Consider the following 21,816-nt stretch of genomic DNA (forward strand, 5'->3'; position numbering starts at 1 on the left):
TCCTGATAATTGATTAATCGTATTTTAGCGAAGTTTTCGTATTCTCTTCGCCGCCTCTTCGAGTACATCAAGGGGTTTAGAATAGCAAAAGCGAACCAGGTTGCATCCCGCATCATCGTGATAAAATGCCCGTCCCGGAACAGATGCAACCCCAGTTTTTTCCAAAATCGCCATCGCTTTGTCAAAATCATCGCTTCCTCTAACACTGCTCACATCGGTCATGACATAATATGCGCCATTTGGAATACTCGGATTCAATCCTGCATCACGGAGTGCTCCGCAAAAGAGATCGCGTTTGTGTTCATGGAGTCGGGCAAGCTCGTTGTAGTACTCATCCCCAAGTTCTTCCAATCCTATTGCCGCACCGATCTGCAACGGTGCAGGGGCACAAACGTAAATTAGATCGTTGAGCTGTGCCATCGCTTCGATAACACTCACGGGAGCAATCGCATATCCCAATCGCCATCCGGTGATACTAAACACTTTGGAAAATCCGCTCAGCACAACGCATCGGTCTTTGAGACTTGGGACACTCAGTGCCGTGATATGAACTGCGTCACCGTACAAAAAGTGCTCGTACATCTCATCCGCAAACACGATCAGATCGTGTTTTTCGGCAAACGCTCCGATGTGCTCCAACTCTTCATGCGTATAAACTTTTCCGCTCGGGTTGGCGGGGTTGCAAATCACCATTGCTCTCGTTTTAGGAGTCACGACGGCTTCGAGTGCATCCATATCGAGATTCCACTCCGGAGCTTCCAGCCGTACAAAGGTAGGAACCGCACCAAGAGAGGTCAGGGTGGAGCGATGATACCCATAATAAGGTTCAAATAAAATCACCTCATCACCGGGGTTGAGCAGAGCCATACACGCCGTATAAAACGCCCCCGTCGCACCATCAGAGACCAAAACCTGCTCCGACTCAATCTCAACCTCATAAAAACGTTTCATTTTCGCGGCGATAGCATTGCGCAATCGTGGCAATCCCTCGGTCGGAGTATAGATATTTACGCCAGCGTTCATCGCAGCATACGCCCCTTCAATGACGATGCGGGGAACTTCAAGATCGCAGACCCCTTGTGCCATATTGATCCCGTTTCGTGCATTGCATGCCCGCGTCATAGATCGGATATGGGATTGTTCGACCGTTCCGCTGCGTTGACTGAGTTTCATCTGTAATTGCTCCCGAATAAAAGAGAGAATTATAACTTATCGCGCAAAAGCTTGATCACAATCGCTAACAAAACACCGCCTGAGGCAATGAGGCTTAACGAACCTATCTTCCAAAGGATCGGATTATTCATCGCTATCGCCAGAGCGATACTCAACACACCGACCACTCCAAAGCCCCACTGCACATTTGCCCAACGTGTCGGAAGCAGCTGATGGAGCATCGGAACCTCCCGCTCATCGATATAGGGGGCATAACGTTCAAACCAGACCAAAAAAGGGACAATTTTATACAGATGCGCCGAAATCAAAAACCCTAAAAATCCAGCCGTCAAAAACCAAAATGACAAAATTACCACCGTCTCATCGCTGCATACTAGTGCATAGATCCCCAAACCGATCGAAAGGACCAACGCGATAAACGCTATGAGGACTGATCTCTCCCAGATATCGCTATAACCCCTTTTTTTCGTAGTAAAGATGCGATACACCTGTATCATATAATAGAGCACGGATCCGATTCCGATCCATAAGGCACTCTTTTGCAGCCACACCATTTGGAACATCGATGCAATAATCATTGCACTGACAGAAGCGATCATCGTATAAAAACTGATTGTATGGTCTCGATCTGAGGGACGATTACATGCACCAAACATCGGAAGGACAACAGTGCTTACTCCCATAATATTGAGCATCACGTATCCCCCAAACACAGCAAAAACATGTCCCATTCGCCATTGCGTCGGATCGGTATTGATAATCCCCGAATACGATAAAGCCATCCAGACTCCGACCCCCAGCCCAAATCCCAAAAAGAGAGTACTCCACTGCATCGAGCGGGTCACACTGGTTCGACGACGACTGCTACGAAGACTGATAAACAGATTGAACGCAAAAAGGCCCAACGCCAAAAATATGATCCCTCCTCCGATCGGAAGATATAGAGAAGATACAAAGAATCCAAACAAAAGAGTACAAATTCCAATGAGGAGGAGAGGAAAAATCCAGCGAAATACAGAGGGATAGCGATGATAGACCTCGGCAACAACGACCGACATCTGCCCCATCGCACCGATGATCACCATCATGACAAAACCGATCATATAGGAATGAACCCATCCGATCACGTTAAAATCGTGGAGACTCACACGTGATGAGAAGAAAAACAAAAAACTCATCGCCACGATATAAAAGAAAACAGCACTGATAAAATAGGGAGCAATCAGCCGAAGCGGAAGGGAAAAATTAGGGGAAACGTTCATTCTTACCCTTTTTTTCTATTGATTATACTCTATCAAAAACTTAACGGGATTGATTGTCGTCAAGATTTTCAATTCTGATGATCAATCCATTGTTTCGGTCTTTGAAATAGCTCAGACCGGGTTTGAGCCGATATACAATGTCCATTTTTTCATTGCGAATGTATTGAGTCTTTGCACCGCCGCACTGTTCACTCGTATTGATCCCCTGAAAAATCGGCTCACCGAGCAGTATTCGGCGAAGCGTATCGGTAGGGTACTCGGCAGATAGATACTCACGGATGAAGTCTTGCTCGCTCATGCACCCTGCACTTACGCACACCTTCTCATCAATAGAAATCTTTTCTACTGCAACTCCTGCCGTAAAGAGTTCGGCCTCCACCGATTCTCCTTCATGACGGATATACCCCGTATCGGCAAACTTGAGCTTCGGTGATTTGATCGTGATGATTTTGGGTTCACTAATGCTGTAGTGTTTGCCCGTACACCCTCCGATCATGAGCGCGAGGAGACTAACCCATAGGATAAAGAATTTTTGCATGTACCTCATCCAATTTTTGGAGTAGTTCGGAGCTAAGCGTCACATCCATTGCAGAGAGACTCGCATCGAGCTGTTCAGGGCTCGTCGCTCCGATAATCGTCGAAGCGACAAAATCAAACTGCTTGCTCCAGGCTATCGCCATCGTCACCGGATGAATCCCGGTTTCATGCGCGATACGAAGATATTCTTGCGTCGAAGCAAGAGTTTTATCGTTCATAAAGCGCGCCGCCATCAAACGTTGACGCTTATTAGCCGATTTGACGTAATCACTGAACCGTCCTTGTGCATTGATGTCTTGGTTGTATTTTCCGCTCAGTACCCCTCCGGCCAACGGAGAATACGGCAACAGTGAAATCTTCTCTTCACGGCAAAGTGCTCCGATTTCGGTCAAATCCCGACGGTTGAGAAGCGAGAAATTGTTTTGGATCGACTCGAAACGGGCTAATTTTTCGTATTTGGAAACCATCAATGATTTCATCGTCCCCCGCGCCGTATCATTGGAGGTTCCGATATAGCGGACTTTGCCGCTTTGCACCAAAGCATCAAAAGCTCGCATTGACTCTTCGATAGGAACAATCGTATCGGGCCAATGCATCTGATAGAGATCAATATACTCTGTTCCCAAACGTTTGAGTGATCCTTCAATTGCCCGCTCGATATGAAACCGATCAATTGCCGTATACCCATGACGAATCGGAGGGACGAACCATCCCGATGCGGCTCCCGCCACTTTGGAAGCCAAAATAATCGAATCGCGCGGCTTTGTTTTGAGCCAGCGTCCTACCATCTCTTCAGTTAAACCGACAAGTTTCTCTTCGGGAGGGACGGGATAGAGTTCGGCAGTATCGAAAAAATTGACCCCAGCATCGTACGCTTTATCCATGATTTTAAATGCCGCTGTCTCATCACATTGGCTTCCAAAGGTCATTGTCCCCATACAAATCGGTGATACGCGCAGTCCACTTCGGCCTATATAGCGGTAATTCATGCAATCTCATTTCACAGTAACAAAATTTATAATGCTATTTTAGCGTTTTTGAACCACAACTGTCTTCGCAAATGGATGCGATACAATTATTCGTTATAATCTCCGCCATGGATAGAAAACTGATAAGCGATTTTTTTCATCTCAATCTTCCAAGCGATATGGAACAGTGCATTGAGTTATTCGCCATTTTCGGTGGCTACAATCAACCAATCGATACCGATCAGCCGATTGAAACACTCATCTTTGAGCATATCATTTCCCCTTTTGAATCTCATCGTGAGAATATACTTCTACCTCTCAACGATAATCCTCTGTATATTAATTTGCTCCATGCTATTGCAGTTGGAGATCGCAGGCAACGTTCAGCCTACCGTCGCGCCCGCATCGGTAAAGAACGGGGGAGCGAGGCGTTTGCATTTTTGCGTCATAGCGGTTATCTCAGCCTTGAACGTTCACGGGAAATACCTTTGCAGCGGGCCTATCCGAAACAGCGGTTCAAAAAAGAGATAGAACACCATGTCATTTCTCATAAATACCGATTTATTACCCCATTTTTACGTTTTTGGTTTGCCTTTGTCGAGCCGTTTTCCCAATCGATCCGTGAGGAAAATTATCAATTCTTTTTAGAGCATTTTCGAGAGCATTTCAATGCTTTTGTCGGATTTACGTTTGAAGAGCTGTGCGACCTCTATATCCGAGAGATTTTAGCTCCGACATTTGGAGGTGATATTTTGGATTCAGGGAGTTATTGGAATCGTGAAGTAGAGATCGATCTTTTCACTGAGACGATGGAAGGGGAAATTTGGGTCGGGGAGTGCAAGTGGACAAACCATAAAGTCAACAAAAAAGAGTTTCACAAACTTGAAGAAAAATGTTCTAAACTCTCGATAACACCCGATAAAATATTTTTGTTCACAAAACGGGGATTTTCAAATGAGCTGAACGATATAAAAGACAAACGTCTCTATCGTATTGATGCAGAAGAGCTGAGTGTATTAACTAACCGCTCTTAGTGCCCCGTATGCCTCTTGAAGAAGCTGAAATTTCTCCGTATATTTATTGATGATTTTCGGGCTTTTATTTTGTACACGATCAGGATGATACCGTTTAGCCAGTGTACGATACCGTTTTTTCAAATCTTCCGGCGAAGACCCCATCGGAATTTCAAAAATCGCATGATAGCGGATCATTTTATCGATTGCATCATTGCTTTGTCCCCATCCGCGATAGTTGCCATACAATCGGCTCATAAACATATCATCATATTGGTAGTTGATCGTAAAATGGAGAACTTCACGGCGATTGAGTGTTTTCTCCAAACGTGCCCGTGATTGCTGCGTCGTTACGTCGATAAACAATGCATCGTTTGTCGAGCTGGTCACCATACTGGAGAGCTGCTGTTTGAGATAGCGCATCACCCAACGATTTGGCGTTAGAACACTCAGTTTTACACGATCCGGTCCGAACGCATACACTTCGACATCGACTTTTTCACTCTCACGAAACGGTACTTCGATACGGACAGCCGCTGTTTTGCACCGTTTTAACGAACGGGTATAAAACGGGCTGGAGAGTTCATTGGCTTTGGTGAAACGCTCACTGAGCGTCTCTAAAAATTCCTCTTTTTGATCTGCGGAGTTTTCATTATTGAGAACCAATACCCCATTATCCAAAAACAGCGTGTTATGGATGTGATGATCGAAAAACTCCTCCATCCACGACTCTTCGAGCGTGTTGGAACTTCCTTGAACAAAGATAGCGTTATTGCGTAAAACAACTCTCACGGCAGCCCCCGTTTAGTGATTCTTTTCTCATCTAAAGCAAAATGAGTTCCACTCTTGTGCCACCAAAAGGACACTTTATTTTTTTAGAGTTCTCCATTCCATATTCCAAGGGGTCTTTATGTCATACGCGACGAAACGATATTGGTTTTATGCCTTCGTCACCGTCATCACTTTTGTCATGCCGTTTATCACGGTCAATCAAAACCATCTTTTACTCCTCTCCTTTGAAAAATTACAGTTTCATTTCATGGGATTGGCGTACGATGTCAATGAGTTTTATATCATGCCGTTTTTATTGATGTTTTTCTTCATCGGAATTTTCGCCCTTACGTCCATTATGGGCAGAGCGTGGTGCGGATGGGGCTGCCCGCAGACAATTTTCCGCACCCTCTACCGTGATCTCATCCAAGGCTCTCTCCTCGATCTGCGCACAATCGCCAATAAACAAAAACGGATGAATACGTCACCACTGGAAAATAAGCTCAAAATCGTTGTTGGTTTTTTACTGTGGACATTAATAGCTATAACTGCATCAACCAATTTCATCTGGTACTTCGTCCCTCCGGAAGATTTTTTTGTCTACATGCAACACCCGCAAGAGCATCTGTTTATCGTTACTTTTATCCTCTCATCCGCCGCATTTTTAGTTTATGATATTGTTTGGATGCAGGAGAGTTTTTGTACCTATCTTTGCCCCTATTCACGTATTCAAACCGTCCTTTATGATGATGATACCAAACACGTCCTGTATAACACCCATCGCGGCGGTGTGATTTATACGGACAACCAAAAACAGATTACCGATGCCAAGCAATGGATCAACAGCGAAGAGTGCACCACCTGTGAAGCATGCGTCAAAGTATGTCCGACCCATATCGATATTCGAAAAGGGCTACAACTAGAGTGTATTAACTGTCTGGGATGTGCCGATGTGTGCAGCACCGTCATGGGAAAACTGGGGAAAAAATCGTTGATTGAATGGAGTAGCCCAAAGTCGCTCTTGCATCATGGTAAGCGCACTATCTTTTCAAAACGCAATCTTATGTATTTTGCCGCCATGATCGGATCCTTGATCTTTGCTGCGGCATTAGCATCAGAACAAGAGCAAGTATTGGTCAATATCAATAAACCAAATGAACTTTACAAAATACACGATGGCATCGTTAGCAACAACTATATTGTGAACATCCACAATACCCAAAAACAAACCTATACTTACGATGTAAAAGTAGCTGACAAAAACTTTCGCATCGATCGATTTGAATCTCTCACCCTTAAACCCGATGGGATGAGAAAACGGATTTTGGTCATCTCGACACCTCAAAATCTCTCTCGCTCAACCCGACGGGACACCCCATTGAGACTCAAACTAACCATCTTCGCACAAGAAGATCCGAAAATCTCCATCACCAAAGAGATTTCGTTTATCTATCCGCGGATCCCGTGATGGATAGCTATGGAGAGGGTGAAAACACTCCCCTCTCGAAGCTTGCTTTGAACTGCAATGGTTCCACCAAAGCTTTTCTCGACAATCATTTTCGCCAGATAAAGCCCTATACCGCTCCCCTCTGATTTCGTCGTGAAATAAGGATCGAAAATCTTGCCAAGCGTCTCATTGCCTATCCCCTCTCCATTATCCTCGATCACAATAATCACATTATCCTCTGAGCACTCCGTACGAATACTAATCTTGGGTTCACTCACTCCGCTCAGCGCATCGGAGGCATTGGAAACCAATGCTAAAATCACATGTGAGAGTTCATTTCTTTTCCCAAACAGCATAATTTCTTGATCGCAAGAGAGCCACACCAATGCAATCCCTTTGCTCTTCAAATCAGGAGCGATCACGGCAATGCTATTTTCAATTGCCTCGGTGAGTGAAAAAGGTTCTTTGATTTTAGCAGGGGTATAAAACTCTTTGAAATCATCGATCGTTTTGGATAAATATTGCAACTGTTCTTGTGCAGATACGATTTTTTTTTGAAAATATGCCTCTTCCAGCGTCTTGGATTCATAACGGTTTTTTAGATTTATCAACATATACGACAAATTGTTAAGGGGTTGACGAAACTGATGCGTTATCGTAGCAATCATCTCTCCGCTCTTCGCCATTTTGGATTGCTGAAACAGCATATTTTGATGATCGATCGCCTGATTTTTAAAAAGATTGTATTTATACGAAATGGAGATCGTGAACAGCACCGCTTCTACCGCAAAAGCGATCAAGACAATATCGACATACCCTCGATCGACGTATACGTGTTTGAGCTGAAATACAAACAGCAACACACATAACAACGACCACCCTATGACATAGACAATGGTCGGTTTAAATCCCGATCGGAGATTAAACACCACCGAGAGAAACAAAATGGCATACACCACCGTATAGGGAAGATATTCAAATAAAACATAGTGATAAAAAGCGGTCAATATAACCACATTGAGCAGCACCGTATTGATGATCAGTTCTTTAAAGTTCGAAATTTTTGGGATCAGATTCCCTTCATGAAATGTTATAGCGAAAACTACCGCACTGAGTGTTGAGAATAGAAGAAAAATCCCCTGTAAAACAGAAGAAATGGCAAAAAGATGGCTATAAGAAAGGATGTATCCGAGTGAAAAAACCTGCATGGCGCAATAGCTGATGTACATCATCTCTTTGGAGTACATGTACCTCACCAGCGTATAGACGATACTCATCAATAAAATGCCGAATGTCGCTCCATAGGCCAAAAGAGTGAATGTTTCAGCACTCAATTTTATATCCTGTGCCCGAAAGATTCGAAATGAGATTCGCCGGCAGTTTCGCTTTGAGATTTTTGATCAGTGTTTTGAGTGCATCGGGGCTCATCACACTCTCATGCCACACGTGATTTTCAATCTCGCTATAGGTGACATAACGATTTTTGTATTTCAGGAGCAAATTTAGTAGCAAAAGCTCTTTCGTACGCAATGCAACCATCTCACCTTGATCAAAGAGTGTTTGGTTATAGCGGTCAAAAAAGACGTTTTCTGCGATTTCAATTACATTCGAATCTTTGTTACGGATACTATCGACACAAAGTTGCAAAGCTTCTTTAAATGCACTCTCCTGCACCGGTTTGATTAAATATTTGATCAATTGCAGCTCAATCGCCTGTAACAGATAGCTTGTATCGCTAAATGCCGTGATCACGATGATATGAGTCTCTTTGTTCTCTTTGCGGATCTGTTTGATAAACTCCAGTCCATTGAGTTTCGGCATCTGGATATCGGTAATGATAATCTCAGGATGATGTTCGCGGTAAAGTTTTAATCCCTCAAAAGCATCAGAAGCGGCATAAATGTAATCAAAATAGTTTTCGAGATACTCAATACCGTTTTCACGCGCCACATCATCATCTTCGACATACAAAATACGAAGATTTTTAGTGGCTGACGTTTCCATACCGTTAGTGTTTAACGATCTCTCCGTAACACTCCGGTCGTCGATCACGTACAAGCCCCCAGTAGTGACGATGTTCACGGATCGCAACCGGATCAAATTCGCTGTAAAGAATTTCTTCTTTATCGCGGGAGGCTTCGGCAACTTTTTCTCCTGTATAATCGGTAATAAACGAAGAGCCGTAAAACGTCAGAGTACAACTCTCTCCAACCTCTTCACCAATACGGTTGGCAGCGATAACTGGGATGATGTTCGCAGCAGAGTGCCCCATTTGTACCCGCTGCCAATGTGATGCCGAATCAACACCGATCTCCGGTTCGCTTCCGATTGCCGTCGGATAAAAAATCATATCCGCTCCCATCAGCGTCAAAGAACGCGCTGTCTCCGGAAACCACTGATCCCAGCAAATACCGACACCGATGTTTCCAAATGCTGTTTTCCAGACTTTAAAGCCGGTATCTCCCGGTTCAAAATAAAATTTTTCCTCGTATCCCGGCCCATCAGGAATGTGGGTTTTTCGGTAGTTTTCCATAACACTCCCATCCGAATCAATCATCACAAGAGAGTTAAAATAACGCTCCCCGTCACGCTCGAAATAACTGATCGGCAGTACAACACCAAGCTCTTTTGCCAAAGCACTAAAATGGGCTATAAGCGGATTGTTCTCACGCGGTTGCGCCCACTCAAAATACTTTTTGTCCATGTCTTTACAAAAATAGTACCCCTCAAACAGTTCAGGGATCAAAATAATATTCGCTCCGTTACGTGCCGCTTCACGTACCATCGATTCGGCTTTGAGAATATTTGCGCTTTTATCTTCGCTCATCTGCATTTGCACTGCCGCAACTTTGATCATCTTTGCTCCTACAACTGTATTCCATTACCGCAATTATAGCATTGCTCGGATACAGAATCTTTACTCTAAAATTATTATTATTTTTTAATATGTACCGTGATATTCTATACTAAATATGAGATGTGAAAGGAGACACGATGGCTACTATAAATACTCAGTACAATCCTCTTCCGCAAATGAATACGGAAACAGCTAAACGCGATAAAACACTTGAAAAGATTGCCTCGGCTATTGAACTGGGGATGGAAGATAGTGCTTCGCGCTCCATTTCGGATATGCTGCAAAATGAGATTTCTACAGCATCTCAAGGAATCATAAACGCAAACGACGGTATCTCGATGATGCAGATTGTCGGCGGAACACTCAATTCGCTCTCCGATCAGACCCAAACACTCAATGATCTGAGTGTCCGATATAATAATGCGTCTTTGGATGATTCCCAAAAACAAATGCTCCAAGGAGAGTTCAACCGTACCGTTGCATCCATGCAGCAAAGCATAGATAGCACGAGCTTCAATGGAAAACCTCTATTTGGAAACTCCATGAATTTCTCATTAGGTGATAGTACCATCTCGGCAACTGTGCCCTCACTTTCACCTTCATCGCTTGCCATTGACAATCAAGACTCGATTAAAGCCTATAGCGATGCTATTTCTCAAGCGAATTCAGAGGTAGGATCAACAACCAATAATTTTGTAAGTGCCTCAACAGCTCTTTTGGACAAAATTACTTCCACATCAGCAGCAAAAAGTCAGATCGCCGATACTGATATGGCCAATGCGATCAAAGAGTTTCAACAAACTAACCTGAAATTGGATATGACGCAAATCGCCATTGCACATCAAAATGATATTTTACGCCAAAACGTAACACGGTTATTGGGATAAAAGAAGAAGAAAGATCGAATGATTACATTCGATCTTTTGCTTGGATTCCAAGAAGAGAGAGTCCCGTTTTAATTGAGAGTGCAACGACAAGAAGGAGCTTAAGCAGCGCTGCTTCGTCTTCACTTCCGATGATACGGGTATCGTAATAAAATTTATGCAATCTTCCCGCTAACACTTTGAGGTAATCAGGAAGTTTTTGTGCTTGACGCGATTCAAAAGCATCATCGATAATTTCCGGCAGTAACAGCGCCTCAAACAACAATCCATCCGCATCTGCACTTAAATTGTACAAACGGGCATTCATGATCTCATCCATACTTTTTTCGCTTTTTGCGATTAACGTTTGGATACGTGCATGCGCGTATTGGATATAATAGATCGGATTTGAGCTGTCTTGGCGTTTAAGTTCTTCGATATCAAATTCAAGTGCCGTATCACACTTTTTAGAGGCGAACATAAAACGTAACGCTTCTGCACCGATCTCCTCAACCACGTCACTCATCAAAATAACCGTTCCGGCACGTTTCGACATCTTGAACGGTTCACCGTCTTTGAGCAAACTCACCATTTGAGAGAGGAGTACTTCGAGTTTAGATGAATCGTACCCCAAGAAAGTGACTGCCGCTTTTACACGAGCGATATATCCGTGGTGATCTGCGCCCCAGATATTGATGTAATCTTCATAGCCGCGCTCAAACTTTTGGTTATGATAAATAATATCACCTGCAAGATACGTAGGACGGCCATCTTCACGCACTACAACACGGTCATGATCATCACCCAGTTCGGAAGAGCGGATAAAGGTTTTACCTTCATTAACGTAAACACCCTCACCCATTTTTGCCATCACTCGATCCCACTCGCTGTACAACGACGCTTCACTGACAAAGGTATCGAAATGGATATTGATCGCTTTTAGGTCCTCAACAATGAGGACTAAAATCTTATCTTTTGCCCATAAAGCAAGCTCTTTTTGGCGACTCTCATCGCGAAGTGCTTCTTCACCAAATTTTGCTACCGCTTCACGCGCCAAATCACTTAGATACTCGCCGCGATAATATTTCTCCGGCCACTCGACTTCTTCTCCGAGGAGACTAGAACGTCCTTCAAGTTGTAAAGAAACCCCAAGCAAATCGATTTGATTTCCCGCATCATTGACGTAATACTCTGCCGTAATGTCATAACCTAGATGACGACCGAGACGGAGCATCGTATCACCGTATACGGCACCGCGTGCATGTCCGATATGAAGCGGTCCGGTTGGATTGGCACTGACAAATTCCAAAAGGATTGTCCCTTTTTTATCACTGCTTCCAAACTGTTCACCGTGGCTTAATGCCCACGATGCATACTCATCGAGAAATGATTCAGAGAGACGAAAATTGATATATCCTTTGACCGATTCAACAGCACCAAACATCTCATGATCGTTGAACGATGTAGCAATCTCTTCAGCAATAGCCATAGGAGATTTTCGAAGCTCTTTTGCTAGGGAAAAGACAATAGGGGTAGCGAAGTGACCGAAAGAGCGATCTTTCGGCTTTTCGAGGATTACATCACAATTAAATTTCTCGCGCAACAGCGCACTCACTCGCTGCTTCAAGGCTTACGCTTGTGGTGTAGTTTTTGGAGTTTCTACCGTTGTAGTTGCAGTAGCATCAACTTGTTTCGGTGCTTCGCTTGCTGTCGGTGCAGGTGCTGCAGGTTCTTCTTCTTTCATCTCTTTTTTGAAATTACGGATCCCTTGTCCGAAACCTTTTGCAAGCTCAGGAATTTTTTTCGCTCCGAACAAAAGAATAACGATTCCAAAAACTATTAACCAATGACTTCCGCTTGTAAAACCACCCATAGGTATTTCCTTTTATGCATTAAAAATAGATTGAAGCAGTATAACTGCTGATTGCTGTAATCGTCCTTATGAGATTACGGATATCTTTTTGTTATATCTTTAACTTTGTTCTTCCCATTTTTGGACGAACTCGTTGATTTGTAACGTCGGGATTTTCATCCGTGCCGCTTTGGCGATAGAGACCAGAATCTCAGCCGCTTCATCGAGATTGTCATTTACCACTAAAAAATCGTATTCACTGATACGCTGTACTTCCCGCTTTGCCATCTCGATTCTTCCGGCAATGACGGCTTCACTGTCTGTGGAGCGGTTATGCAACCGTTTTGTCAATTCTTCGAGTGTCGGTGTCGTAATGAAAACCGATGTCGTAATATCGCCCAAACGGTTTTGAACGGCATCATGCCCCTGAACATCAATATCAAAAATAACGAGTTTTCCCTCTTTTAATGCCTGTTTCACAGGACCAAGCGATGTCCCGTAGTAGTTTCCATGAACCACGGCATACTCCAAAAACATCTCTTGTTCGATATCTTTTTTAAACTCATCGATACTCACGAAATGGTAATGGACACCGTCCACTTCCCCTTCACGCATCCCTCTGGTCGTTGTGGAAATAGAAAAATATATCGGACCGATCTGATCTTTTATTTTATTGATAATTGAACTCTTGCCCGCTCCGCTAGGACCGGATAAGACTAAAATGGCACCGCTGTTTCGATTCACTTGTCATTTCCGAAATTGATATTAATGCTGATGTTCATCCCTTTCAGAGATTTTGCAACATCTTCATTAGAGAGTGCTTTGAGCAATGCTTGCAATGCCTCAACACCATCCGTATGTGCAGCAGCTGTCTCATTGCTGATAGGCTGTACAACTTCAGATAGCTCTTCTGATTCATCCATCACAACTTCATCAAGATCGTCGATATCAATGATCTGATCATTTTGTGAATCCTCGTCTTCTATCTCTTCACCGATAGCACGTTTTAATTCCAGTTCATCCAACATATCCAATTCGTCAAATCCGCTCAATGGTTCTTTTTCTCCCTCAACTGTTTCATCTAAATTCAAATCTGCCATTAAACTCTCATCGAGGTCTTCCGGCGATAATTCTTGATCGAGTTCATCACTGTCCAGGCTATTAACCGCATCATTGATTTTCGCTTCTAAACTATCCAAATAATTTTCATCATCTTCGAGTCCAGAGATATCCATATCTTCAAGCATGCTCTCATCTAACACTAAATCATCGATTGCTCCAGCCGGTTCTTCTATCAACTCTTCATCAAAATCAATCGCCTCTTCGAGTGGAGCGCCAAGCGGTTCTTCATTCTCTGATTGCTCAGTAAATTCAATATCCCCAAATGCACCTTCATCGAGTATCTCTTTATCTGAGACATCACCGTTTTTCAAAAGATCATCGTCTAGCAGATCATCAAATTTCAGATCTTCATCAATCGAATCTTCCAGTGATAGATCATCAAGTTTCATCCCTTCACTCTCGTCCATTAAAAGATCTTCATCGTCGTGAATACCTTGAACAACGATATCATCATCCATAAACTCTTCGGTATCCTCCAAAAGGTCTCGAACCTCTTGTACCTCTTCTTGATCCAATACGTTCGTTTCCGGAAGTTTTTCATCCAGATCCTCTAAATTCCCAAAGTCAAACTCTTCATCATCCAAACCTTCCATTTCTGAAAGCTCCATATCACTTGATTCGAGTTCCGGTAGACTCTCTTCAAGATTGATAGAATATACGGGAGTATCAACAGTTTTGGTCTCTACGGAGGAATCCGTAGTTTTCTTCTCTATTCGAACCAGTAAATCAACTAAATCGGTCGGTAAAAACGGCTTATTGATTACATGCTCAAAGCCCTCAGGAACATCGTTTCCACGTGTTGCCATCAATAATGTGCTTTTGACATTTATTTTGTTATTCAACGATTCAAACGTCTCATCATTGTACAGTGCATCATCCATAATGAGTAAATCGTAGTCAGTCCCCTCGATCTCATCTACAGACCATACAACACTCAAATCATCTTTTGTCTTCTGTGCACTGAGAGCGACCAGTTTGCGAACTACCGGATTATCGTTAAACAGCAAAATCTTCATTGCTACCCCTCTTCAAAGTATCTTCTTGTTCAATTATACGCTAAGTGGTATCATTGTAACTAAAAAACCGTTAAATGATAAAACTTCTACTTCCTCTTTTTATAGTTGTTTCCCTTTATTCACACGAAAACATCTATATCTTTCCAGATAATCACACCCGTTGTATTCATGAAATCAGTGATTTGATTAAAAAAAGTTCTTCTGTTTTAATCGTTAGTGAACATTATCACCATCCCGCACTCTCAAAAGCATTGATCCTTTCAGCCAAAAAAGGTACTCAAATAAAACTGATTCTCAATGATCTCCAAGGTGAGCCTTTATCATTAGTTCAATATCGCCATATCAGTCTTTATAAAACTTCCGCAGCATTAAAGCAAAGTTATATTTTGATCGATAACACATTACTCTACACTGCGAAGACTGCTATTGATGAAGATCATTTCAGTAGACACCATCTCACAATGCAATGCAGTGATTCGCCGCAAAAAATGAAGATGCAACATCACTTTTTGTCCCCTATTTTAAGCTCTTCTCATCCCTATTTAGAATAGTTTTTCCAAGAAATTATACGCACTTTGCGTCTGTGAAGTCACAATCATTAGCGTAGCTCCTAATGTCACCATCAATACTACGAATGAAACGGCGATTTTTATCGGTGTTCCGATAACCAAAAGGTTGAACTGAGGCATCGTTTTCATCAACATCCCAAATATCAAATCGGCCATCATAGAGAGTGCCGTAATCGGAAATGCAATCATGAATCCTACAACAAACATATTGCTCATAGCATGCATAATATATTGAAATAACGAAGGTGTAATCATAAATCCCCCTAAAGGGATAGATGAGATAGAAGCCGACGCATAGAGTAATATCCAATGATGTAAATCAAAAATGAGCAGTACCATCAACGCCAATAGCGCTAAAAACTGATTGATAATCGGCATCGATACTCCCGATTGAGGATCAATAGCTGAAGCGAGAGAAAATCCCATCATAAACGATATTTGCCCCCCTGCAAACGTAATCACATGATACGCAAGTTGCAATACTACACCAACGGCAAGGCCAAATAGCATTTCACCCAAAATCGCTACGGTCAGACTAAGACCATCGGTAGGAATGTGCAGCGGGGGTACAACTCCGAAAAAGAAAATGGTAAAGAAAAAGGCCATCGCCGCTTTGACCGAAATAGGGATATTCATGTGGGAAAAAATCGGAACCGCCATAAACAAAGCGGTAAATCGCGTAAAGAGCAAAATGAATGCTATTGTTCGCCCTTCGCTAAATATTTCCGCCCACTCCATATTATGACTCTTTTAAATTCCCGTTTTGCATTCGATAAATATGATTGCATTGCGCCGCTAATGATTCATCGTGAGTGACTAAAATCATCCCCGCTTTATGTTCGCGCAAATAATCGTTGAATATTTGCATCACTTCCAATGCCGTAGCATGATCAAGATTGCCGGTCGGCTCATCCGCAAAAATCAATCGCGGTTTTTTCGACATAACCCGTGCTATGGATACCCGTTGTTGCTGCCCTCCGGAGAGTTCAGTCACTTTTTGATGGATGACATGCTCTATCCCTAAACGCTGAATCAATACCGGATCAATCGTTTCACCGGAGAGTAACGTTGCCACCTCGAGATTTTCATAGGCACTAAACCCTTTGAACAAATAATGGCTTTGATATATCATCCCCAAATCATTACGCCGTAATTTCACCAGGGATTTGTCATCCATCCGATATACATCTTCTCCGAAAAGTTCTACGTCTCCATGAAGTGGATGCAACAGTGAAGAGAGTATATGCATTAACGTTGATTTACCACTTCCACTCACACCGACGATCGCGATCGATTCACCGGCATTAAGTGTCAATGAGATATCCTCAAAAAGCGGATAATCAAAGGCATGAGAAAGTGAAGTTGCTTTTAATAGTGTCATAAAAGAATTATAGAGGATTTTAAATTAATAAAGAGGAAAAGAAGTTCTCCCGCACATGCGGGAAAGACGAAAACGAAAGATAAAACTTTCGATTACGCCATTTGTGCAGCGACTTCAGCAGCGAAATCGTTGACTTGTTTTTCGATACCTTCACCCACTTCGTACTTGATGAACTCTACAAGTTCAGCAGTTCCGCCGTGTTTTGCCGCTTCTTTCGTGATCGCTTCTGCAACCGTCATAGAATCGTCCATAACGTAGTTTTGATCCAAAAGTGCAAGCTCTTTATCCAAAGTTGTATTGTCCGCTACGAAGCGAGCCAATTTACCAGGGATGATGTTTGCCCAGATTTTTTCCGGTTTACCCTCGCTAGCCAATTCCGCTTTGATCGCATCTTCAGCCGCAGCCATAACTTCCGGAGTCAATTGACAAGCAGAAATGTATTGTGGAACGTTTTTCAATGGTTTTTTCAAACGTGCCAACTCTTCGTTTTCCGTTTTGATCGCTTCGATACGGCCGATAGTTTCTGCCTCTACGAACGCTGGATCAAAATCTTTTGACGTAAGAGTTGTCGGCTTCATCGCCGCAGCGTGCATTGCAACGTTTTTAAGCATTCCAGCCATTGCTGCCGCTACTTTTGCATCTGAACATTTTGCCGCTACCAATACACCTACACGTCCGTTAGAGTGAACATAACCGTTAACAACACCGTTTTCAGCCGCATTAAGGGTTACAAAACGACGTGTAACGATTTTTTCACCGATACGTGCAACTTGAGATGTAAAATACTCAGAGAACGTACCAGTCTCATACGAAGATTCGTTAAGCTCTTCAAGCGTGCTAACACCTGTAGAGAATACGTGCGCTGCAGTGTTACCTACAAGTGCGATGAACCCGTCGTTTTTCGCAACGAAATCGGTTTCAGAGTTGATCTCTACCAAAGAAGCAGACGTAAATGTCTCAGAAACTTTAAGACCCAAAAGTCCTTCAGCCGCAACACGATCCGCTTTTTTAGCGCTCTGCGCCATACCGCGATCGCGCAACCAATCTTTTGCTTTTTCCATGTCACCATCACACTCAGTGAGGGCTTTTTTACAATCCATCATAGGCGCATCAGTCGCCGTGCGGAGGTCTTTTACCATTGCTGCTGTGATTTCTGCCATGATTACGCTTCCTCTGCTACAACTTCTTCAGCAGCCGCTTCTACCGCTACTTCTTCAGTCGCTGCTTCTTCTGCTACCGCTTCGTCGTTTCCGCCGTTGCGAAGTGCTTTACCTTCATTGATCGCTTCTGCCATTTCTTTACAGAAAAGTTGAATAGAACGGATCGCATCGTCGTTTCCAGGGATTGGAATATCGATAACGTCTGGATCACAGTTAGTATCAAGTGGAGCAACAACACGGATACCGAGGTTACGCGCTTCTTGAACCGCGATGTGTTCTTTAACCGCATCGATAACGAACATCATATCCGGCAATGTTTTCATATGACGGATACCACCAAGGTAATCGATCAATTTTTGTTTTTGACGTTCCATCATCAACGCTTCTTTTTTAGTCAAAAGGTTGATTTGGCCATTTGCTTGCATCTCTTCAATGATGTCAAGTTTACGGATTGATTTTTGGATTGTTGGGAAGTTTGTCAACATTCCACCCAACCAGCGGTTGTCAACGTATGGCATACCACATGCAACAGCAGCATCACGGATCGCTACGCGAGCTTGTTTTTTTGTTCCAACGAAAAGAACAGTTTGTCCTTCAGCAGCTGCATCAACAACTTGTTGATATGCATTGCGGAAATAACGCAATGTTTTTTGAAGGTCGATGATATAAATATTTTTACGAACACCGAAAATGTATTTTTTCATTTTTGGGTTCCAACGGCGTGTTTGGTGACCAAAGTGTACACCACATTCGAGAAGGTCTTTCATTGTGACCATAAGGGACTCCTGATAAGAGAAATAGTTTATGTTCTTCGTTTACTTGGGCGCTCAATAACAGAGCCGATGAATCATCGGATGCACGAGAACAGTGATGCGCTTGCGATTTTTTTCTGTTATGTATAGAGAAAATCGTGCGGATTATACTGAAAAAGCTCTTAAATTTAGCTGTATTTAATATTTGAGCCAATATCACGTTTTTATCACCGATTTGAAATTTTATTAAAATTAGTTTTATATAATTTTTGTTAATATCTGTGCTGGCATACGGTAAAACCGTATTAAATAAGGAGAAATAATGAAGCCCCATTTTTTTGGTTCAATGATCGCAGCAGCATTCATAAGTACAACAGCATTCTCAGATGACGCTCTGATGCAGAGATTCGAAAAAATGGAGCGTGAAATAGCGGCATTAAAAGCTGAAATCAGCACATTAAAAGCTGAAAAAAATCAAATGTTACCATCCATTGAAAAGAGTACTCATCCAATCAAAACAGCATCAACCGATGACTCAAAAAATGTAACCAAAACCCTCGAGGATATTCAAGATCAAATTAGTGAAATCAACAAAAAAACAAATGGAAACAATCTTAAATTCGGAGTTGATTTACGTACAAGTCTAGACAATATCGACTATAAAATGGCAGACGGATCGACACAAAAAAATGATGCACTTTTAAGCAATCGACTTTGGCTCAATATGAGTTATGCCGCTACCAAGCATCTGAGTTTCGTAGGACAGCTCGCGTACAATAAGACCTTCGGGCAACGTGCTGCTACCACAGCAAGTTCAAGTATGGAAGGATTTGATTGGATCAGCGGCGAAGCGGCGTATGATGATACGCTTCGTGTACGATCAGCCTACTTCTTTTATACGGATGATGAACTGGCAAGTCTTGATGTTCCATGGACGTTTAGTGTCGGTCGTCGACCCTCAACTGAAGGGCACCTCATCAATTTTAGAGATGATGTGAAAGCATCTTCTCCTCTTGCCCATGCTATCAATGTTGAATTTGACGGTGCCAGTGCAAAATTTGGGATGGAAGAGCTGACAGGTTTGTCGGGATCATACTTTAAACTTTGCGCCGGTCGTGGGATGAGTGAAGCAGAACCCCGATTTTCAGCTGCACCCTACTCCGGTAACGGATCAGCAAATACCAACAATATTGATATGGGGGGAATTATCGTTGTTCCATACGATGACAAGCAATACAGCACAGGGTTTCAATACACCTATGCGAATAATCTGATTGATACGGCAAATGCCCCATTTAACCAAAACGGTACTGTCAATAACTCATACGATCCAAGTATGAAATCTGTCGGCGGGCTTCATACCGCAACGGCGTTCGCTATGATTAATGGTATCGGGGATGGATGGAGTGAGTTTTTGGATGACACGACCATCTTTATCAGCGGTGCCATGTCCAAAACGGATCCGTATGCAAATAAGGGAGGAATGCTAGGTTCGATGGAAAGCAAAATGGGGTATAGCTACTGGATCGGTACCCAGTTTCCATCGTTGATCAGCGATGAGGGTCGATGGGGAATCGAATTTAATCACGACTCCAATTTCTGGCGTCCGATTACGTATGGGGAAGACACTCTGATCGGTTCTAAAATAGCCGCTCGTGGTGATGCCTATGAAATCTATTTCACAGAACCGCTTGTTAAAGATATTTTAACCTTCCAACTTCGTTACACCTATATCAACTATGATTATACGGGAAGCAATGGATTCTTTGGAAGCAGCAGCGGTACTCCAATCTTTATTGGCGATGTTCTTGCCGGATCAGCTATGGGGACAAGCGTTGTTGATAAAGCACAAGATATTCGAGCTTATATCCGCTATAAATTTTAGTCTCTCTATTTTTCCGTTCACCCTAAGCATGTCGAAGGGTAGATACGGACTTACCCCTTTGACCTACAAAATAATAAATAAATGTTAGAATAGTTGAATTGATATTTTGAAGGTTGGTCTTTCGCTGTGGATAGTTTACAAACAAACAGACCAAAAAGGCTATCCCGCATATTAACCCTCCTCTCCTCAGGAGCCAAACTTTCAACCCCCGAATTAGCCGATACGCTAAACCTCTCCAAAAGAATCATTCAACTCGATTTTAAAGAGTACCTAATCCCCTTGTTCGACGATGGAATGATCTATTATGACTACAGCCTCAAATGTTATTGTGCGAAAACCAACTTTTTGGCAAGTACTCTACTAAACAGTGACGAACTCGCAGTAATCGCACTGCTCAAAGCCAAAAGCAAAGATAAATTCAGTGATGAAGGGTTTGCGGCACAAACCGATGCGCTGTTTCAAAAATTCGAAGAGAACTTATCCAACAGCTTTTATCAAGAGACTATGATCGAAAAAATCGATGATTTCAAAACCGAAATCATACAAATCAAAAATGCGATTACCCATCGCAGAGAGATAGTTTGTACCTACAACAATAAGTCGAGAAATCTATATCCCTTGAGGATTTTAAACCTAGAGGGATTTTGGTATCTAATCAACTACGATTTAGCGTACTCCGAGATCAGGCGGTATCATCTCAACACCATTTCTGACATTACACTACTGGATACCAATTTTACGTTTGATGAGTCGATTATAGAGGGATTTGATAACGCCATCAACGCTTTTTATGAACCTCATGTCGAACCGTTTGCCGTTGAGCTGTTTATCGATGCAAAAGTTGCCAAATATTTCAAACGAAAACCGATCTCTAAAACTCAGCGCATCCTCAAAACGTACCATGACGACTCTTGCGACATTGAGATTTATATCACCGATTTTATGGAGATCATTCCGACAATTCAGAGGTATATTCCGCATGTGAGAGTTATTAGACCTGATGCGTTAGAAATAGAAGTAAAAAATAATATTAACATATATTTAGGAGAGCAGTGTGGAACGAATTAATAAACATGACTTTGATTTTATAGTGTCATTAATGGATGGATTTGTAAAACAACCGTATATTATTGAAAAATTGAATATGATTCATAGTAATAAAATTACGGGATGGGAAATATAGTTCCA

22 protein-coding genes are annotated in these 21,816 nt (G+C 42.6%); 6 read left to right on the forward strand and 16 right to left on the reverse strand.

Annotated features, from left to right (window positions below; genetic code table 11):
• Positions 1-24: 24 nt before the first annotated feature.
• From CJD30_RS03070 to CJD30_RS03085, 4 genes are read right to left on the reverse strand one after another with little or no spacing between them, the layout of a single operon-like run.
• The gene (locus tag CJD30_RS03070) at positions 25-1,173 is read right to left on the reverse strand and encodes an aminotransferase class I/II-fold pyridoxal phosphate-dependent enzyme (protein ID WP_294916193.1); all 1,149 of its coding nucleotides are present in this window, start codon (positions 1,171-1,173) and stop codon (positions 25-27) included.
• Positions 1,174-1,202: 29 nt separating this feature from the next.
• On the reverse strand, positions 1,203-2,435 hold the full coding sequence (locus CJD30_RS03075; RefSeq protein WP_294916194.1) for a hypothetical protein: 1,233 nt from the start codon (positions 2,433-2,435) through the stop codon (positions 1,203-1,205).
• Positions 2,436-2,475: 40 nt separating this feature from the next.
• A complete protein-coding gene (locus tag CJD30_RS03080) occupies positions 2,476-2,973 on the reverse strand; it encodes a hypothetical protein (protein WP_294916196.1) in 498 nt (165 codons plus the stop codon).
• Positions 2,945-3,961: an aldo/keto reductase gene (locus CJD30_RS03085; protein WP_294916198.1), complete on the reverse strand. Its 1,017-nt coding sequence runs from the start codon at positions 3,959-3,961 to the stop codon at positions 2,945-2,947. Before CJD30_RS03085 ends, CJD30_RS03080 begins: the two co-directional genes overlap by 29 nt.
• Before the next feature lie 107 nt (positions 3,962-4,068).
• Here CJD30_RS03085 and CJD30_RS03090 point away from each other — a divergent pair, with 107 nt between their 5' ends.
• A complete protein-coding gene (locus tag CJD30_RS03090) occupies positions 4,069-4,974 on the forward strand; it encodes a DUF234 domain-containing protein (protein WP_294916200.1) in 906 nt (301 codons plus the stop codon).
• On the opposite strand, the gene CJD30_RS03095 is transcribed toward CJD30_RS03090, so the two are convergent.
• Positions 4,957-5,745 carry a J domain-containing protein gene (locus CJD30_RS03095; RefSeq protein ID WP_294916202.1) on the reverse strand — a complete coding sequence of 263 codons (789 nt, stop codon included), beginning with the start codon at positions 5,743-5,745 and terminating at the stop codon, positions 4,957-4,959. The genes CJD30_RS03090 and CJD30_RS03095 overlap by 18 nt on opposite strands.
• 118 nt (positions 5,746-5,863) lie before the next feature.
• Here CJD30_RS03095 and ccoG point away from each other — a divergent pair, with 118 nt between their 5' ends.
• Complete coding sequence (gene ccoG, locus CJD30_RS03100) at positions 5,864-7,192, forward strand: cytochrome c oxidase accessory protein CcoG (RefSeq protein WP_294916204.1); 1,329 nt, start codon at positions 5,864-5,866, stop codon at positions 7,190-7,192.
• Here the strand turns inward: ccoG and CJD30_RS03105 are convergent.
• Genes CJD30_RS03105 through aguB form a run of 3 tightly spaced genes read right to left on the reverse strand, consistent with a single transcriptional unit; the run spans position 7,174 to position 10,028 of the window.
• The gene (locus CJD30_RS03105) at positions 7,174-8,505 is read right to left on the reverse strand and encodes a HAMP domain-containing sensor histidine kinase (RefSeq protein WP_294916206.1); all 1,332 of its coding nucleotides are present in this window, start codon (positions 8,503-8,505) and stop codon (positions 7,174-7,176) included. The two genes, ccoG and CJD30_RS03105, sit on opposite strands and share 19 nt — an antisense overlap.
• Positions 8,495-9,175, reverse strand: coding sequence for a response regulator (locus CJD30_RS03110; protein ID WP_294916208.1), 681 nt, complete (start codon positions 9,173-9,175; stop codon positions 8,495-8,497). The genes CJD30_RS03105 and CJD30_RS03110 overlap by 11 nt, the downstream gene beginning before the upstream one ends.
• 4 nt (positions 9,176-9,179) lie before the next feature.
• A complete protein-coding gene (aguB, locus tag CJD30_RS03115; RefSeq protein ID WP_294916210.1) occupies positions 9,180-10,028 on the reverse strand; it encodes an N-carbamoylputrescine amidase in 849 nt (282 codons plus the stop codon).
• Positions 10,029-10,165: 137 nt separating this feature from the next.
• On the opposite strand from aguB, the gene CJD30_RS03120 reads away from it, so the two are divergent.
• A complete protein-coding gene (locus CJD30_RS03120; protein ID WP_294916212.1) occupies positions 10,166-10,915 on the forward strand; it encodes a flagellin in 750 nt (249 codons plus the stop codon).
• Between the two features lie 22 nt (positions 10,916-10,937).
• Here the strand turns inward: CJD30_RS03120 and argS are convergent, their stop codons facing one another.
• The 4 genes from argS to CJD30_RS03140 all read right to left on the reverse strand — a co-directional run bounded on the left by argS (position 10,938) and on the right by CJD30_RS03140 (position 14,881).
• The gene (argS, locus tag CJD30_RS03125) at positions 10,938-12,518 is read right to left on the reverse strand and encodes an arginine--tRNA ligase (protein WP_294916214.1); all 1,581 of its coding nucleotides are present in this window, start codon (positions 12,516-12,518) and stop codon (positions 10,938-10,940) included.
• Between the two features lie 3 nt (positions 12,519-12,521).
• On the reverse strand, positions 12,522-12,764 hold the full coding sequence (locus CJD30_RS03130; protein ID WP_294916216.1) for a twin-arginine translocase TatA/TatE family subunit: 243 nt from the start codon (positions 12,762-12,764) through the stop codon (positions 12,522-12,524).
• 99 nt (positions 12,765-12,863) lie between these two features.
• Positions 12,864-13,487 carry a guanylate kinase gene (gmk, locus tag CJD30_RS03135; RefSeq protein ID WP_294916218.1) on the reverse strand — a complete coding sequence of 208 codons (624 nt, stop codon included), beginning with the start codon at positions 13,485-13,487 and terminating at the stop codon, positions 12,864-12,866.
• Positions 13,484-14,881, reverse strand: coding sequence for a hypothetical protein (locus tag CJD30_RS03140; RefSeq protein WP_294916220.1), 1,398 nt, complete (start codon positions 14,879-14,881; stop codon positions 13,484-13,486). The genes gmk and CJD30_RS03140 overlap by 4 nt, the downstream gene beginning before the upstream one ends.
• Positions 14,882-14,955: 74 nt before the next feature.
• Between CJD30_RS03140 and CJD30_RS03145 the strand changes: the two genes are divergently transcribed.
• Complete coding sequence (locus CJD30_RS03145) at positions 14,956-15,432, forward strand: hypothetical protein (RefSeq protein WP_294916221.1); 477 nt, start codon at positions 14,956-14,958, stop codon at positions 15,430-15,432.
• On the opposite strand, the gene fliR is transcribed toward CJD30_RS03145, so the two are convergent.
• The 4 genes from fliR to rpsB form a co-directional block, all read right to left on the reverse strand.
• Complete coding sequence (gene fliR / locus CJD30_RS03150; protein ID WP_294916223.1) at positions 15,424-16,188, reverse strand: flagellar biosynthetic protein FliR; 765 nt, start codon at positions 16,186-16,188, stop codon at positions 15,424-15,426. The genes CJD30_RS03145 and fliR overlap by 9 nt on opposite strands.
• 1 nt (position 16,189) lies before the next feature.
• Positions 16,190-16,831 (reverse strand): ABC transporter ATP-binding protein, encoded by a 642-nt coding sequence (locus CJD30_RS03155; protein WP_294916224.1) that lies wholly within the window; start codon positions 16,829-16,831, stop codon positions 16,190-16,192.
• A 92-nt stretch (positions 16,832-16,923) separates the two neighbouring features.
• Positions 16,924-17,991, reverse strand: coding sequence for a translation elongation factor Ts (gene tsf, locus CJD30_RS03160; protein WP_294916226.1), 1,068 nt, complete (start codon positions 17,989-17,991; stop codon positions 16,924-16,926).
• A 2-nt stretch (positions 17,992-17,993) separates the two neighbouring features.
• Positions 17,994-18,767: a 30S ribosomal protein S2 gene (gene rpsB, locus CJD30_RS03165; protein WP_294916228.1), complete on the reverse strand. Its 774-nt coding sequence runs from the start codon at positions 18,765-18,767 to the stop codon at positions 17,994-17,996.
• A gap of 298 nt (positions 18,768-19,065) precedes the next feature.
• Between rpsB and CJD30_RS03170 the strand changes: the two genes are divergently transcribed.
• A complete protein-coding gene (locus CJD30_RS03170) occupies positions 19,066-20,628 on the forward strand; it encodes a DUF3373 family protein (RefSeq protein ID WP_294916230.1) in 1,563 nt (520 codons plus the stop codon).
• Positions 20,629-20,754: 126 nt separating this feature from the next.
• Positions 20,755-21,696, forward strand: a complete 942-nt coding sequence (locus tag CJD30_RS03175; protein WP_294916232.1) for a WYL domain-containing protein — start codon at positions 20,755-20,757, stop codon at positions 21,694-21,696.
• The last annotated feature ends 120 nt before the right edge of the window (positions 21,697-21,816 follow it).

Source organism: Sulfuricurvum sp. PD_MW2 (genome assembly GCF_002633015.1).
Taxonomy (GTDB): Bacteria; Campylobacterota; Campylobacteria; order Campylobacterales; family Sulfurimonadaceae; genus Sulfuricurvum.